The 15,118-nt window shown below is 63.0% G+C and carries 15 protein-coding genes; 4 read left to right on the top strand and 11 right to left on the bottom strand.

The features are described from left to right. Positions 1 to 84: 84 nt before the first annotated feature. Complete coding sequence (locus Thiowin_RS17395; protein ID WP_328984233.1) at positions 85 to 735, top strand: Druantia anti-phage system protein DruA; 651 nt, start codon at positions 85 to 87, stop codon at positions 733 to 735. Beyond that, positions 719 to 898, top strand: a complete 180-nt coding sequence (locus Thiowin_RS17390; RefSeq protein WP_328984232.1) for a hypothetical protein — start codon at positions 719 to 721, stop codon at positions 896 to 898. The genes Thiowin_RS17395 and Thiowin_RS17390 overlap by 17 nt, the downstream gene beginning before the upstream one ends. Before the next feature lie 296 nt (positions 899 to 1,194). Here Thiowin_RS17390 and Thiowin_RS17385 read toward each other — a convergent pair whose 3' ends face one another. Together Thiowin_RS17385 and Thiowin_RS17380 are read right to left on the bottom strand one after the other, a co-directional pair. Beyond that, positions 1,195 to 1,362, bottom strand: a complete 168-nt coding sequence (locus Thiowin_RS17385; protein ID WP_328984231.1) for a hypothetical protein — start codon at positions 1,360 to 1,362, stop codon at positions 1,195 to 1,197. A 340-nt stretch (positions 1,363 to 1,702) separates the two neighbouring features. Next, positions 1,703 to 5,362 (bottom strand): PAS domain S-box protein, encoded by a 3,660-nt coding sequence (locus Thiowin_RS17380; protein WP_328984230.1) that lies wholly within the window; start codon positions 5,360 to 5,362, stop codon positions 1,703 to 1,705. A 139-nt stretch (positions 5,363 to 5,501) separates the two neighbouring features. Between Thiowin_RS17380 and arfB the strand changes: the two genes are divergently transcribed. After that, positions 5,502 to 5,894, top strand: a complete 393-nt coding sequence (gene arfB, locus Thiowin_RS17375; protein WP_328984229.1) for an alternative ribosome rescue aminoacyl-tRNA hydrolase ArfB — start codon at positions 5,502 to 5,504, stop codon at positions 5,892 to 5,894. A 92-nt stretch (positions 5,895 to 5,986) separates the two neighbouring features. Here arfB and Thiowin_RS17370 read toward each other — a convergent pair whose 3' ends face one another. From Thiowin_RS17370 to Thiowin_RS17330, 9 genes are all read right to left on the bottom strand, one after another. Further along, complete coding sequence (locus Thiowin_RS17370) at positions 5,987 to 6,850, bottom strand: damage-control phosphatase ARMT1 family protein (RefSeq protein WP_328984228.1); 864 nt, start codon at positions 6,848 to 6,850, stop codon at positions 5,987 to 5,989. A 12-nt stretch (positions 6,851 to 6,862) separates the two neighbouring features. Then, positions 6,863 to 7,048, bottom strand: coding sequence for a ferredoxin (locus tag Thiowin_RS17365; RefSeq protein WP_328984227.1), 186 nt, complete (start codon positions 7,046 to 7,048; stop codon positions 6,863 to 6,865). A gap of 383 nt (positions 7,049 to 7,431) precedes the next feature. Beyond that, positions 7,432 to 7,917: a hypothetical protein gene (locus Thiowin_RS17360; RefSeq protein WP_328984226.1), complete on the bottom strand. Its 486-nt coding sequence runs from the start codon at positions 7,915 to 7,917 to the stop codon at positions 7,432 to 7,434. After that, on the bottom strand, positions 7,914 to 8,426 hold the full coding sequence (locus tag Thiowin_RS17355; protein WP_328984225.1) for an HD domain-containing protein: 513 nt from the start codon (positions 8,424 to 8,426) through the stop codon (positions 7,914 to 7,916). Before Thiowin_RS17355 ends, Thiowin_RS17360 begins: the two co-directional genes overlap by 4 nt. After that, positions 8,401 to 9,066, bottom strand: coding sequence for a cytochrome c3 family protein (locus Thiowin_RS17350; protein ID WP_328984224.1), 666 nt, complete (start codon positions 9,064 to 9,066; stop codon positions 8,401 to 8,403). Before Thiowin_RS17350 ends, Thiowin_RS17355 begins: the two co-directional genes overlap by 26 nt. 137 nt (positions 9,067 to 9,203) lie before the next feature. Then, complete coding sequence (locus Thiowin_RS17345) at positions 9,204 to 9,626, bottom strand: CBS domain-containing protein (protein ID WP_328984223.1); 423 nt, start codon at positions 9,624 to 9,626, stop codon at positions 9,204 to 9,206. An 83-nt stretch (positions 9,627 to 9,709) separates the two neighbouring features. Next, complete coding sequence (locus Thiowin_RS17340) at positions 9,710 to 10,390, bottom strand: ISAs1 family transposase (protein ID WP_328983484.1); 681 nt, start codon at positions 10,388 to 10,390, stop codon at positions 9,710 to 9,712. A 20-nt stretch (positions 10,391 to 10,410) separates the two neighbouring features. Further along, on the bottom strand, positions 10,411 to 11,490 hold the full coding sequence (locus Thiowin_RS17335; RefSeq protein ID WP_328983442.1) for a Druantia anti-phage system protein DruA: 1,080 nt from the start codon (positions 11,488 to 11,490) through the stop codon (positions 10,411 to 10,413). A 239-nt stretch (positions 11,491 to 11,729) separates the two neighbouring features. Next, on the bottom strand, positions 11,730 to 12,758 hold the full coding sequence (locus Thiowin_RS17330) for a sodium:calcium antiporter (protein WP_328984222.1): 1,029 nt from the start codon (positions 12,756 to 12,758) through the stop codon (positions 11,730 to 11,732). Positions 12,759 to 13,075: 317 nt separating this feature from the next. Here Thiowin_RS17330 and Thiowin_RS17325 point away from each other — a divergent pair, with 317 nt between their 5' ends. Continuing rightward, a complete protein-coding gene (locus tag Thiowin_RS17325) occupies positions 13,076 to 15,094 on the top strand; it encodes a hybrid sensor histidine kinase/response regulator (protein WP_328984221.1) in 2,019 nt (672 codons plus the stop codon). The last annotated feature ends 24 nt before the right edge of the window (positions 15,095 to 15,118 follow it).

Here is a 15,118-nt window from a genome sequence, read left to right as displayed (position 1 = left end):
GGGATTTACCCTCGATTCTGGACATTTCCGTCCGACTCGTTCAAACTGCCTGCCTATGTTGATTGACGAGGCAGCCCCCTGAACTTGCACGACATCACCCTGCGTGCGGTCGCCCCAGATGAAGAGGCGCGCTTCAAAGCATTGCTCGAGGCGTATCACTACCTGGGCGCGGCGGCAAAAATCGGTCACACCCTCTGGTATGTCGCCATCTGGCGGGATCAGTGGTTGGCGTTGCTGGTGCTGAGCGCCGCGGCCTGGAAGTGCGCGGCTCGCGATCAGTGGATCGGCTGGGATCGCCGCTACCAGTTCGACCGCCTGCATCTGATCGCCAACAACGCCCGCTTTCTCATTCTGCCCCAGTGGCATGTGCCCAATCTCGCCTCCAAGGTGCTGTCGCTGTGCGAGCGCCAGGTCAGCACTGATTGGCAGACCCGCTTCGGTTATCCGCTGTGGTTGCTGGAGACCTTCGTCGATCCGCGCCGCTTTACCGGCACCTGCTATCGCGCGGCCAACTGGCTGGAGGTCGGGCAGACGCGCGGGTACCGCCGCACGCGCGCCGGCTACAGCCAGCAGCCCGATGGCGCCAAGCGGGTGTTTGTCCGCCCCTTGATCGGGCAGGTCCAAGCACGCTTGTCCGACCCAAGACGCCATTCTCGCGCTCACCCGACAGCAGGGTCTTCTCGAAACCCTTGTCTCCGAGAAATTGCAGGCTCTGGTTGTGCTGGGTATCGCTAACAGCCGCATGAAGGACTATTTCAACTTGTGGGTACTGTCTTGGCACAGCACGTTTGACGGCGCGGCCCTGGCTGGGGCCATTCATGCAACCTTCGCGCGGCGCGCGACGCTAATTCCCGCCGATGTGCCCTTCGGATTGCGCACGGCCTTTGCTTTGGGATAGCCAGAAACAAACCCAGTGGCGGGCGTTCCTGGCCAAGAATGCACTGAAACCCGTCGAGCTGAACGCTGTTCTCTCCCGGCTGCGGCTGTTTCTCGAGCCTCCCTTGCAGGCTGCGCGGTTGGAACAGCCTTGGACCGCCCATTGGCATCCGGATGTTGGCTGGCGGTGAAGCCTGGTTTGTCCCTTCCGCTTTGATGGACAAGGATAGAAGAAAACAGCATGAGCATCATCACGACCGACGCGAGGCCCAGGCGTTGTCGACAGAAATCATCGCGCGACGGGCGTTGTTTGACGCCTCAGGCTCGCACCGCAACCCGGTCCATCGTGACTCCCTTGCCCGGGGCTTGACGCAGATCCGGTAGAAACACCGCAAGCAGGCCGATCAGCGGCAGAAAGGCGCACATCAGGTAGACCCGGACAATGCCCCCAGAGATCGGTGAGCTGCCCCAATACGGCAGCACCAATACCGCCCAGTCCGAAGGCGAACCCAGTCGAGCCCGCGCACGTCCAGCGCGAGCCGTTCGTCGCCAGCAGCGGGTGATTCCGCTTCCGGCTCGAACTCCAAGAGCACCAGCCCGTCGGATTCATGCACGGAACCGGTCGGCGGGCGAGCCTCCGGCGGCGAGGGCGATTGGGGGGCGAGCGATTGGGCCGGGGGCCACGGGAATGAATAAGCCGTGACGGCATCGCATTGGCTGAGGTCAGGAAGGTCGTGCGAGGCGCCAGGAGTTGCAGCCATGATGGACCCTCAGAAATCCGTGGAGTGAATCCACAGATCGAAGGGCAACACAAAACCACAGGGTGTCACTCATCCATTGCGACGACAGGCAAGTCACCTGGTTGATGTCCTCCCGTTTCGCACCGGGGCGGCGCCGGAAGCCCCCCTTGCGCCATGGCTGTCTCAAGCACCGCACGCAGGGCCTTGGCGTCGATGGGTTTGGACAAATAATCATCCATGCCGGCGTCGAGGTACTTTTCCCGATCACCCCGCATGGCATTGGCGGTCAGGGCGACAATGCGCACCGATGGATTTAGATCGCCGTGTTGGTTTTCCCGAATTTTTTGGGTGGTTTCGATGCCGCCCATTTCCGGCATGGCGGCATCCATGAACACCAAGTCGAAGGGCTGACGGCGCAGTTTGTCCAGTGCCTGAAGCCCGTTCGCGGCAGCCTCGATCTGATGCCCCAGCTTCGTCAGCATCATGCTCAGCACCTTGACATTGGTCGCTTCGTCATCAACCACCAGGATCTGTAACACCCGGGTCGGCGCTTGCCCGGTCGAGGGCGGGCGTTGTGCCGGTTGGCTAGCCTGCGCTGGCTCGGTCGCCGTGCCCACGGCGACGTCAAACCGCGCCACGGTACCCTGGCCCAGGGTGCTGGTGATGCTCACCTGTCCGCCCATCAGATCGACCAGGCGTTTAACAATCGCAAGCCCCAGGCCAGTGCCCTGAAAGCGCCGGGTGCTGGCGTCTTCCACCTGGCTGAAGGACTCGAAAATGTCGGCGAGCCGATCCGCGGGGATGCCGATGCCGGTGTCGGTGACCGTGAATTCCAGGCGCATTTGCGTCTGGTCGGTTGTCTGCTCGGTTGGGGACAGAGCGCGGGTGCTCAAGCGCACCTCACCCCGCTCGGTGAACTTAATGGCGTTGCCGAGCAGATTGAACAGCACCTGGCGCAGCCGGGCGACATCGCCAACCACCCATGCCGGCAGATCCGGCGCGATGTCCGTGTGCAGGGCCAGGCCCTTGGATTGGGCTTGATGAGCAAAAGCCGCCGGGACCGATTGCAGCAGGTCAGGAAGGTCGAAGGCTTCCCGCGCAAGCCTGAGCTTGCCGGCTTCAATTTTTGAGAAATCGAGAATGTCTTTGATGACGGTCAGCAAGGTCCGCGAGGAACTGATGGCGATGCCGACCGCTTCCGCCAGCGCCGGCTCCAGCGCGGCCTCCTCCAAAATGTGGAGCATACCGAGCACGCCATTGAGCGGTGTGCGCAGCTCATGGCTCATGTTGGCGAGGAACATCGACTTCGCCTGGCTGGCGGCCTCGGCTTGCTCTTTGGCCTGGCGCAGGGCGTCCTCGTTGCGCTTCTGTTCGGTGACATCAAGCGCCGCACCGTACATCCGCGCCACCTGGCCGGATGCGTCCAGCCGGGGTTGGCCTTTGGCGCTGATGTAGCGTACTTCGCCCGTATCTTGGCGAACAATGCGGTGCTCAATCACATAGTCCCGACCTTCCTCCAGTACCTTGGCCCAGGCCTGTTCAATGGCGGCTCGATCCTCCGGATGCGCGATGGGAAGCAGTTCTTGCATTCGAGGCGTCGGGTTGTCGGTCCCATGAATCAAGCACCAGTTCTCGGAGACCAAAAATCTCTCTGCGGCGATATCCCATTCCCAGGCTCCCACGCCGGCGAGCTTTTCCGCTTCCCGCAGAATAAACTGGCTTTTCTCCAAGCGCCTCTGAGCCTGCATGCGTTCGGTAATGTCCTCGATAAAGGTGAGACCGAGCCCTTCTCCATCCTCCTGATTGGGGAACAGGGTGCTGGTGATGTTCACCCAGCACAGGGTGTTGTCCTTGCGGATGTAGCGCTTCTCCAGGGAGTAGGAGCGAATGCGGTTCGTTAATAACTGCTCGATCAAGGTCCATTGGCGTGCCGCATCGTCCGGATGGGTAAAGGACGCGAAGCACTGACCGATGAGTTCACGCTTGGAGTAACCGAGAATGTCGGTCAGCGCCTGGTTGCATTCTTTTAGCACGCCCTTGGCATCGGCAATGGCCACCCCAAGCGGGGCAAACTCCACCATGGAGCGAAACTTGCGTTCGCTCTCTTTGAGATGTGCAGTGAGGCGATTGCGTTCGGTCACATCCCGGCTGACCGTGCCGATAAAGAGCGGCTGTCCAGTCACTGGATCGTCGACGCGAAAGGCTTCGACATGCATCTCGATCAGGCGGTCGTCGGTGAAGTGCTGGAAGCGAATCTCGCACGAGAAACGCCCCTTCTCCAGCAGTTCCGCGATGCACTCCTTGCCGCTGGCGCGATCCTCGGGCCAAAGAAAATCAGTAATCCGAATGTTGGCGATGTCGCTGTCGGCGGTTAAACCGACCAGGCGCCGACCGGCGGGGTTGAGATAGAGCGCATGGCCGTCGAGATCGGAGATGCCGACAAAGTCTGGCGAACAGGCGGCAATCGCCTCCAGACGCAAGCGCTCTTGCTCCAGTTGCTTCTGGCGCGTGATGTCGATGTGGGAGCCAATGATCCGCACCGGCTTGCCGGTCTTGTCTCGGTGAGCCGTGGCCTGCGACAGAATCCAGCGGTACTGGCCGTTTTTGTGGCGGAAGCGAAACACACCTTCATAACCCTTCCCGGGTGTGTGAAGCATTGCTTCGAGATCAGCCAGGGGTTTGCCCTTATCATCTGGATGAACGCGGCTTGTCCATTCCTCCAGGGTATCGCCAATGTCTTCCTCGGTGCAGCCGATTTGTCGCGCCCACTCGGCGGAAAAGTGGATGTTGTCGGTGGTCAGATCCCAATCCCACAGGCCGACATTGGCGGATCGAATAGCTTGTTCCAGGTGTTCCTTGGCTTGTTGCAGGGCAATTTCCGCCTGTTTGTGCTCGGTGATGTCCTGAAAGGCGCCGGTGAGTTTGACCACCTCACCATCCTGGATGACTGGAAGACCGATGGAGCGGGTCCACAGGTGCCGCCCCTTGGCTGTGATCAGCCGCAATTGGACATCATAGGGTTGCGCCTGTTCCAGAGCCGCCCGCACCACCGCGGTGATCTTCGGCTGATGCTCCGGGTGATAGAACGCGATGCCCGTCTGGACATCGGGCGCCTGGCCGACTGGCAGCTCATGAATGGCAAAGGTTTGCTCGGTCCAGGTCAGCTCCATGGTGCGGGCGTCAAGCTCCCAGCCGCCGACTTGCGCCATTTCTCCGATGTGCTGGAGTTGGTTCTTCTGTTGCTTGAGTTCTTCTTCGGCCAGCGCCTGGTTGGTCATATCACGTGCCAGGTTGACCAAACCGATGACTTGGCCCTCGGGGTCGCGCAAGGGGTGATAGACGACGTCCATGTATCGACGCCCCAAGGACGGAGACTCAAACCAGTCCGAATAGCGGGCGACCTCTCCGGCCAGACAGCGATCAAGGCGCGCTTTCATCTGGCTGGAAAACATCGCCTCCCCGAACAACTCGGGGACCGAGCGGCCGATGAGCTCCTCCTTGGGTCGACCCCAGAAGCGCTCATAAGCCGTGTTGACGTGCTTGTAAACGTATTTGACGTCCAGAACCCCGAGGGCATCGTCGGTGATCTGCTCCAGGGCGTTGCACCAGCGCAACGCACCCGGCATGGGCTCGCCGCGGCTTGAATCATCGACATTGCCGGCGCTCTCCAACTCAGCGATGCGTCCGCGGAGATGATTCAGCTCGTCGATCAACTCCTGCTTGGTCTTGTGCTGGTCTGTGGACATAGCATCACTCTGCTTGAGTGGATTGGACGTCATTTGAGATTGATTGAGGCTGAGTCTACATATAAAAACAGCTGGTGCCGAATAAGTCGCCAAACAGTGCTGCCTCGCTCAATGGCGGACCGGATGAGCCGCTGGCCATGTGCCCTGTCAGCCTCAGGCTGAAGCCGAATCGGCGCGCGGTCGTGGCGCGACCAGGTCGATCAGCGTCGCCACGGCTGTCCAGTTGCGATTTGACGTATTTGGCTCACCATCCTTACCGGAAGACGTGCGACGACGTCTCGGCAGACTGGCTGGACGGCGCATGGATCAGGATGGGGTGCTCATGATCGAGGTCCATCGTTTCCGAATGCGCGAGCGCAACCGGGCGGAAGCGCGCGAACGCCTCGCTGAGTTGATCCGCCAGGCGACCCATCGTCCGAAGCCGTGCATCGCCACAAGTCCGTCACGCGCCGCCAAGGAACGACGGCTGACCGCGAAGAAATTTCGCGGTCGGCTCAAGCAAGGCAGATCCCGTCAACCCGCCGACGACTAGCGGTGCCGGGCAAACCGAGCCCTCGCAAGAGGACTGGGACCATGAGGACTGGCCGTCATTAAGACCGGATGATGAAACGGCCGTCAGAGCGATCAGGACATGGCATCACGCAGCGCTTTGCTGGCCTGAATGATGACGCTTCCTGTCGGGACGCCGATGTCCTCGGCAATCACCGAGCACTTGGCTTGCAGCAGGAAGCAAATGGGCGCATCGACCCCGCTCAGCGTCTCGTAATTGGCCTGGCCCTTGGCGATAATGAGCCGAGCACGGTTGAAGCGCTCGCGGAAGTCTGGCGAGCATAGCCGAAGCGGTGCGCCCATGGCATCGCATCCGGTATCGATGATGTCCGCGACCTGGTCCAAACCGGCGGCGATGGCGTCCTCGCGGGTCGCGTCGTTCAGCACTGGGCCAGCCTTGACGGCATAGGTCACGGGAATGGACAGCGCCTCGATCAGCACGCGGTCGAAGACCGTCTCGCCGGCATTGTCGGCCAGATACAGCACCTCATCCACGCGCTCAAGCGCACCGCGCAATACCGCCAGATCATTGATGGGCGGCGTGGCGTCAAGCACGCGCCCGAGGGTTTCTTCCAGATCGAAGGTCTCGGCGACACCATGGTCGATGATGTTGCCGGCGATGGCGATGCGCACAGCTGTGCGGAGAGGATCCTCGGCTTCCTGAACTCGCTCGCGCAGCGCCGGCAGCAGGGTCAGAGCCTGCGCGGTGGCCTCGCGTTTCACCTCAAGGTAGGGATCGGGAGCCCGCGCTCGCTCGCGCACCAGTCGATGAATGCGCTCGCCCATCTCCGGTGGGGTCGCGTCGCTGGTCAGCGTGTGCAGAGCGGTCATGGTCTCTTCCAGGATCGCCCGCTGCAGTTCGGGCGACGCCCCAGCGCGGCGGGACGCGCTCAGCGCCTGACGCAGGAAGCAGGGCCAACAGTCGAGATAGATTCGCATGGCGCGCCAGTCCTAACGCTGGCGCTTCTGCTGCAGCAATTGATCATGGTAAGACCCCTCGCGCAGCAGCTTGGCGCCGCAATGAGGGCAGCGATTGTCTTGGCAAGGCACACCAGCGCGGTGGGCGCCGCGATGGTCGCACTTCGGGCAGATGCAGTCGCCGCCCGCTCCCATGTTGTGGCTTTGTTGCTGGGGCATGTTGGAACCTCCGCGTCGCTATATCCGATCAATCCTCTCAGGATTCTCCGAGGAGGTGGGAGTCGCCGCATTGATAAATCGCGTTTTGGTGCTTGTTGGCTGACGGACGTTGGCCGTCCGGGATCGATCCCTGATGGTCTTCGCGTGGTTACGGCGGCGAGAACGGTCCACAGTCGGGCAACCCATAGCCCCAGCGCCATGGCAGGCCGGTGCAAGGACCATAGCCCTTGCGCACCGAGCGGTACATCAGATCAGCTAGCAGTGCGCAGAGCTGTTCAACCTGCTCATCTCGCAACCCATCATGCGCCTTCAGCGTCTCTGTTCAGTGTGTGGCGGTCTCGATCACGCAGTCGCGCGGCACCTGATCAGCGCGCAACCGCGGTTCAGGTCGGCAGCACCCGCGTAAGGCGGATCATCAGCAAGCCGAGCAGAGCGCCGGCCGGAATGGTCACCCAGCCGAACAGGAACAGACTAAAACCGCTGAAGACCGCCGCGCCAGCCAGTGCCTGGATTGGGTTCATCGGCGGCTCGCCCAGCGAGCTTGTCGTGCCGAACCAGAGATAATCCAGATTCGCACACAGAATCAGCAGGTACCAGCACAAGTAATGCGCCAGAATGCCAGCCAGCGCGCCGGTTAGGATACCGGTCCGAATGCCGGCATGGCCGTGCGTCGCGGCCCGGCGCTCAATGAGCCAGTACCACAGGCTAATGCCGGTTAGGAAGGCGGCAAGCGTCGCGCAAATAGGCAATAGATCCCAGCCGTCGCCGATGGCCGAATGAACCGCATAAGCACCGACCGCCAGTCCAACGAGAGCGTACAGCAACCCAAACTGCAGCGCACGGCGGCCGGATGGGTTAAGCGCCGTCATCTCGCTTCGGCCTCCAGTTTGCCGCGCGCCTCGGCGAGGGTTGCCTTCCAACAGGCATCCAAGGCAGCGTTGACGCCACGGCAACCCCGCACCACCTGCTCGGCCCAATCCAGGTATTCGCGCTTGCGTGCCAGCGGCCAATCGGCCGGCGGATCGGCGAGAATGTCGCGGACATTGGCGATCTTGTCGGCGATCTTCAGTTGCTTGGCGGCCGCCGAAGCTTGCGCGGAATGTTCGATTTGCAGCGCCTTACGCTCCTGTTTCGGCAGCGACTTATCATCCGTCACCTCCGCCACCAAGGCGCTGATGGTGGGGCCAAAAGTTTGTTCCAACTCGGTCAGGGTGGTCTCGGTGTCTTCGACCGTGTCGTGCAGCAGGGCGGCGGCCAGCAGTTCTGACCTGGTCGACGGCTGGCAAGGCCATGGGAGATCAACGGGCGCGCCGCTAGGCGCGCCCGAGAGTTGGTCATTCAGTCTGTTGCAGTTACGTGCCTGTGGCTGAGGCGGCACTGAAGGGCTTTGGTGCGCCGTCTGCTGCCTCGTCTGTTGTTGGTTTCGCGTTGTCGTCCGAATCGTCTGAGGTCGGAAGATGGCGAAAATGTTCCTCAATTGCCGCGCGCAAATCCTGATGTCCAACCTGGGTATGGCAACTCACGCACTGATCGGGTTGCTCCTCGGCAAAGTAGGCCTTGTGCGCGGCCAAAGCGGCCTCGTCGCCTTGGGTGGCCTGTTTGAGCGCGCCATGGCAGCGAAGACAGCCGGAATCGTAGACAAAATCGCCACGGTCTTCCAGGTTGCCGATCCAGTCCACCGGATCTAACCAGGAGATGCCTTGGGTCATGGCATCGTGCAGACCGGTTTGTACCTTGGCAACAAGGTAGTTCCTCGGCGAATCATGGGGTAAATGGCAATCCGTGCATTGGGCGACAACGCCACCGGCGTTGTTGCCACCATGGACATCCTTGGCGTGGGTTTCGGCAAAGGGCGTCATGCTGTGACAACTGGTGCAGAATGGCGCGTCCGAGGTTTGTTGAATGACCGTCTCGGTGCCGACCCAGGACATGGCCATCACGGCGGGTACCAGCACAATCAGCAGTAACAACGAAAGTCCCAGGCGACTGGATAGTAGCCGGGATAGAAAGCGAAACATGGGCAAACTCCTCGGTCAATGTTGAATGTTGAATGTTGAATGGGGGAAAGCGCCCGCATGGGCTTGGCGGGCGCCTTTTGGTGGATCAGTGACGGGTGGATCCGAGATTGGCTGATCAGAGAACCGACCGGTTGCCATCAAGGCGCGCTTTGCTCGGAGACCCCTTTAAGCGCGGCGCCGGCGAGGGTCGGATCACCACTGCCAAGGCTCAGATCCCCCAGCGAGACCACGCCGATACAGCGGTTGCTGTGATCGAGCACCATCAGCCGTCGCACCTGGCGCTCGTGCATCAGCTGCGCGGCGGCCTCAATGTCCGCGTCGGCGTATTGAAAGTCGACGCCCGGATTCATGATGTCGGCCACGGCTGTTTCCGGCGGATAGCCGCTGGCGAGTCCGCGCACCGTGATGTCGCGATCAGTCAGGGTGCCGATGATCTGGTTTTCCTCGATCACCGGCAGAAAGCCCACATCTTGATCGCGCATCAGGCTGGCGGCCTCGGCCATGGATGCGCTTTGGCCAATGGCATGAAAGTTCGGGGTCATGATGTCTTGGACTTGCATCGGAGCTTCTCCTGTTGTGGCCTTGGGTTCTCTCCTCTTAGCAAAGGGAATGCCAAATGGCCAGGGCGCACGGCAAATCCGTTCTAACCAACAGGCGCGACACGGGCAGCGCGGGGCATTGAGTTTGCCGTCATGCCCAGATAATCGAAGACACGGCGGACTTTGCGCGCGAGCTTCTCGATGGTGGCTGCCACGGAATCCTTGGATTTCGTTTTGATCAGACCGGCGGCAAACCGGCGCAGTCGGGTGATGTTTTCTGGTCCATGGCCGGTGCGGATGGTGCAGCGATCCTCATCCCAGTTCCAGTCGAGGATCCAGTGATGGGCTTCAATGCCCCAATGCCCACGGTTGAAGGCGAGCAGGCGCTTAGGGCTTGCACTCTCAGGGGTATGATCCGTGACGCCGAAGACTGTCTCGACGGAGGTCTTGTCGGTTTTTTTCTCAGTGGTGGTGCGCTCAATGGCGAAGACCTGCCCGACATGGGGGAAATCGAGATAGTTGTTCAGCGCCGTGGAGGTCCAAATCGCGCGGCTTTCGATACGCCCATGCGCAAGGTCCGATGACTCGCGAAAATCCGGCTCGCCCCGCGCCTGGAAAAGCAGGCGGATGTCGGCAACCAGCGTGGGCTGATTCTCTTTGGCGATAAAGACGTAATGCGCGCCCCGTTCGATGAGATACTCAGCGAGCGAGCGCTGGGTGAGCAGGGCGTCGGCGGTGAGGGTCTTGTCAGTGAGGTCGAGGGAGTCGAGCACCGGGATGGCCATCCCGATCTCGTTGGTTTGCTTCAGTTCATCACTGCCATTGACAGGCAAAGCACCGACTTTTTTTGGGTGTGACAGACCTTGGAGTCATGTCCAACGACACCGAGGATGTGGGTCTGGCGTCCCTCGGCGTCGATGGCATTGCACATCGTCTTGCCATCAATGGCCAGGCCCTCGTCCTCGGCGCCCATCTGCGCATTCCAGCCCTGCAGCGCCCCATCAAGGGCGTCGGGATCGACCCGGGTGAGGACATCGCGGATGCGCGTGCGGCTGGGCACCTCATAGCGACCGTTGCGATAACGGCAACCAAAGCGCGCCCGGGCCGCCTGGCTGAGATCCTTCGCCCAAGCGGCGATGGCCTTATAACCACGCGCCCCGCACAGCACCGCCGCGGCGGAGATCGCAAGAACCACCGGCAAGGGATGACGCCGGCCTTGGCCGCGACGCGGATCAGGGACATCGGCAAAGAACGCAGGAAGCGAACGCATCTGTTGTGCGGAGATCATGAGTTTTGGGGCTCCATAGCGATACTGGGAATCGAGTCTTGGGTCGGACAAGCGTGCTTGGACCTGCCCGATCAAGGGGCGGACAAACACCCGCTTGGCGCCATCGGGCTGCTGGCTGTAGCCGGCGCGCGTGCGTCGGTACCCGCGCGTCTGCCCGACCTCCAGCCAGTTGGCCGCGCGATAGCAGGTGCCGGTAAAGCGGCGCGGATCGACGAAGGTCTCCAGCAACCACAGCGGATAACCGAAGCGGGTCTGCCAATCAGTGCTGACCTGGCGCTCGCACAGCGACAGCACCTTGGAGGCGAGATTGGGCACATGCCACTGGGGCAGAATGAGAAAGCGGGCGTTGTTGGCGATCAGATGCAGGCGGTCGAACTGGTAGCGGCGATCCCAGCCGATCCACTGATCGCGAGCCGCGCACTTCCAGGCCGCGGCGCTCAGCACCAGCAACGCCAACCACTGATCCCGCCAGATGGCGACATACCAGAGGGTGTGACCGATTTTTGCCGCCGCGCCCAGGTAGTGATACGCCTCGAGCAATGCTTTGAAGCGCGCCTCTTCATCTGGGGCGACCGCACGCAGGGTGATGTCGTGCAAGTTCAGGGGGCTGCCTCGTCAATCAACATAGGCAGGCAGTTTGAACGAGTCGGACGGAAATGTCCAGAATCGAGGGTAAATACTTCTACGGCTTGTCAATTAGGGCTAGCACGGTTTCGCCCTGGGCCAGGGCGCCCCTTGGTTGACTGAAGCGCGGCGCGCCAGACTCGGGGTTGGCCCAAATGGACCGAGACTCGGGGAAAGCCCCGGAGCTGCCCGGTGCCCGCTCAGATCGCCGGTCACCAGGTCAAAATCGCCAGTCCGGCCAGATAAAACCCCAACACCGCCACGCTCTCGAAGCCAATATTCCCCCAGCCATGGCGTTGGCGCTGAATCAGCCCGAGCAGCAGGATGGCGGTGAGCAGGATCGCCAGACTGATCAAAAACAACGGCGCCGGGCCGATGGCGTGATAGATCGAGCCCTCGCGATAGGCGCCGTCGGCTAGCACCAAAAAGAGCACATCGAAGGTATTGCCGCCGATGATGCCGCTCACCGCCAGCGTCAGCGCACCCTGGCGCACGGCGGCGACCGTGGTGACCAGCTCGGGCAGGGAGGTGGCCACGGCGGTGAACAGACTGCCGACCAGGGTCTCGGACAGGCCGGTCAGGCGCACCAGCGCGATGCCGGCTTCACCCACCATCCAGCCGGCGATCGCCACCACGGCGGCGGTGAGCGCAAAGCCGAGCCACAGACGACCAACCCCGCCGCGATCGGCGCCTTTCCGCGCGGGCACATCCTCGCGCGTCTCGCCGGTGCGCACCGGTTGCCAGGCTGGCGCATCACGGGCTTGCGTGGCCAGGCGCAGGCCGACCAGATACATCGCCAGCATCACGCCCGAGGCGGGATGCACACCCCAGAGCGCCATCTCCGGGGCCAAAGCCGCCATCAAGGGCAGGGCGAGCAGGGCGCACAGCAGAGCGCCATTGGACAGATTGGGCACCGAGGCGGCCGCGTGCTCCAGATTGGCGCGGCGATAGACCAGATCCGCCACCACCAGAAAAACGGTTTGGGCGGCAATGCCGCCCACGGCATTGCTAACCGCCAGCTCCGGATGGCCGGCCAGGGCGGCGGTGAGTGAGGCGACACTGCCCGGAAGGGAGGTGGTGGCGCCGAGCAGCACGGCGCCAAACACTGCCTCGCCCAGACCGGTCTCATCGGCCAGGCGGTCGGCCAGCCGCGTCAGCTTGGCGCCGAGAAGCGCGATGGCGAGGGCGCCAAAGCCAAACCACAGCAGGGCGTCGGGGAGGGATTGGGGAGGGATCGTCATCGGAGACTGATCACCGGAACCGGCGTCGCGGCCGATGCGCGGTGGAGAGAACATAGGTGCTCATAAGACGCCTCCCGATCTTTGGGATGTTACTGAATCTGTTTCTGACCTGGAGCGAAGTCCCCGCAAAGGCCGCGCCAACAAGCACGCGATGGCGCTGCGCCGCTTGCGCGGCAGCGGATGCCCGCCGATAATTTCCACCGGGCTGGTGCAAAGGCCCCGCGACCGGTGGAAAAACACCCTTGCTGGTTCTGTTCTTCAAATGGGCCGCCACTAGGCGCACCGGGCATGGGTAGACACAAGCAGGAACAAGTGCCATGACGACGCAAGCAGATCCCGGGTCTCGGTCCTTGGCGGCGGATCACCAAGGCCTGAATCAACCAAATCAGACGCTGGAGGCCAGAGTCCGCGCACTCGAGGCCGAGAACAACGACCTCAACCACCTGCTATTGAGCAGCGAGGTCGCCAGCCTGTTGCTTGATGCTGAACTGCGCCTGCGCCGCTTCACCCCCGCGAGCGAGGCGCTGCTAGTGCTTGGCCCCGAGGCCATCGGCCAGCCCGTCGCGGCCCTGGAGACCCGCTTCGATGCCCGCGGCTTTGCCGAGGACGCCCAATCCGTGCTGGCCGGCGCGCAACCCCCGGCGCGCGAACTGGCCGCCGATCACGGGCGCTGGTTCCTCCAGCACATGCGCCCCTACCGAACATCCAACGCCCCCAGCGCCGCCATCGCCGGCGTGGCGGTCACCTTCACTGACTGCACCGCCGCGCGTGAAGCCGAGCAGCGCTATCGCGCCACCCTGGGGCGGCTCAAGCGCCATCTCGACAGCAGCCCGGTGGCCTCCATGGAGTGGGATGTCAAAGGGCGCCTGCTCGGCTGGTCGCCCGCCGCCGCGCGCATCTTTGGTTGGACTGAACAAGTCGTGCTTGGGCGCACCTTCGATGACATCGGCCTGATTGACCCAGCCGACCGTGAGCACATGCGCCAGGTCAGCGCTGCGCTCTTTCGCGGAGAGTTCGAGCACCATCGCACGCCGGTGCGCAATCGCCGCGCCGACGGCAGTCTGGTCTGGTGCGAGTGGTACAACTCCGCCCTGCACGACCCCGACGGCCATCTGGTCTCGGTGCTCTCCCTGGTGGTCGATGTCAGCGAGCGCCAGGCCTTGGAAGAGAACCTGCGCCAAACCACCGCGCGGCTGGCCGAGGCGGATCGGCGCAAGAACGCCTTTCTCGCTCTGCTCGGGCACGAACTGCGCAACCCCCTGGTGCCGGTGCGCAGCACCCTGGAGTGCCTGGCACTCGACCCCCCCGACACCGCCACCTATGCGCGCGCCTGCCAGCGCATTGACCGCCAAATCGGGCATCTCGAGCGCATCATCCACGACCTGCTCGACATCGCCCGCATCAGTCGCGGCGCCATCGTGCTGCGCCCGGCCGCTCAAGATGCCGTCGCCCTGGTGCATGAAGCCCTAGAGACCGTCGCCGCGCCCCTAGCCGAGCGCCAGCATGAACTGGACACCGCGCTGCCGGCCGCGCCGGTTCCGCTGTGGGGCGATGCCACCCGCCTGGTGCAGGTGTTCACCAACCTGCTCGATAACGCCATCAAATACACCGAGCCCGGCGGGCAGATTCGCCTGGCCCTGACCGTCGGCGGCCAGGAACTCTGTCTGAGTGTCGCCGACAACGGCCAGGGCATCGCCCCCGAGGATCAGCCCTGGCTGTTCGACGCTTTCAGTCGCGGCGCCGAGTCGCGCGTCGGACGCGACAACGGCCTGGGCATCGGCCTGGCGCTGGTGCGACAACTGGTGGAACTGCATCAGGGCCGCATCGAGGCCGAGAGCGCCGGGGTGGGGCAGGGCGCCACCTTTCGCCTCTGGTTGCCGTTGGCGGATGGCGTCAATCTGGCCAATCCGGCCGAGGCACCCGACGTACCCGCTGTGCCCACCACGCCAGCGCCCCACCATTGCCCGCCGGCACCCCCCGCCCGGCGCGTGCTACTGGTCGATGATGATGCCGAAATCCTCGACGCCACCTCGGCCTTGCTGCGCGCGCTCGGCCATCAGGTCGAGACGGTCGCGACCGGCGCCGCGGCACTGGAGCGCATTCGCACCAGCTGCCCCGAGTGCGTCCTGCTCGATTTGGGACTGCCCGACATGGATGGACTGGACCTGGCCCGCGAACTGGCCGACTGGCCTCGGCGCCCGGAACTCACCCTGGTGGCGCTGTCGGGCTACAGCCTGGCTGAACAGCCCGACGCTGCCGCGCTCTTCGATCATCTGCTGCTCAAGCCCGCCCGGCGCGCGGATTTCGAGCGCGTGCTGGCGGGGATGGGCGGCTAGCTCGCTGAGAGGCTTTCACGCGAC

Origin of the sequence: Thiorhodovibrio winogradskyi, from assembly GCF_036208045.1 — a bacterium.
GTDB lineage: Bacteria > Pseudomonadota > Gammaproteobacteria > Chromatiales > Chromatiaceae > Thiorhodovibrio > Thiorhodovibrio winogradskyi.
Note: the sequence above shows the minus strand (reverse complement) of the source record. Positions and strands in the feature narration are given on the sequence as shown.

Bases quoted from the DNA above. Each gene is read 5' to 3' on its own strand.
- Thiowin_RS17325 (WP_328984221.1), top strand. From the start codon at position 13,076: ATGACGACGCAAGCAGATCCCGGGTCTCGGTCCTTGGCGGCGGATCAC.
- Thiowin_RS17370 (WP_328984228.1), bottom strand. From the start codon at position 6,850: ATGCGAATCTATCTCGACTGTTGGCCCTGCTTCCTGCGTCAGGCGCTG.
- Thiowin_RS17380 (WP_328984230.1), bottom strand. From the start codon at position 5,362: ATGTCCACAGACCAGCACAAGACCAAGCAGGAGTTGATCGACGAGCTG.
- Thiowin_RS17330 (WP_328984222.1), bottom strand. From the start codon at position 12,758: ATGACGATCCCTCCCCAATCCCTCCCCGACGCCCTGCTGTGGTTTGGC.
- Thiowin_RS17345 (WP_328984223.1), bottom strand. From the start codon at position 9,626: ATGCAAGTCCAAGACATCATGACCCCGAACTTTCATGCCATTGGCCAA.
- Thiowin_RS17365 (WP_328984227.1), bottom strand. From the start codon at position 7,048: ATGCCCCAGCAACAAAGCCACAACATGGGAGCGGGCGGCGACTGCATC.
- Thiowin_RS17340 (WP_328983484.1), bottom strand. From the start codon at position 10,390: ATGGCCATCCCGGTGCTCGACTCCCTCGACCTCACTGACAAGACCCTC.
- Thiowin_RS17360 (WP_328984226.1), bottom strand. From the start codon at position 7,917: ATGACGGCGCTTAACCCATCCGGCCGCCGTGCGCTGCAGTTTGGGTTG.
- Thiowin_RS17350 (WP_328984224.1), bottom strand. From the start codon at position 9,066: ATGTTTCGCTTTCTATCCCGGCTACTATCCAGTCGCCTGGGACTTTCG.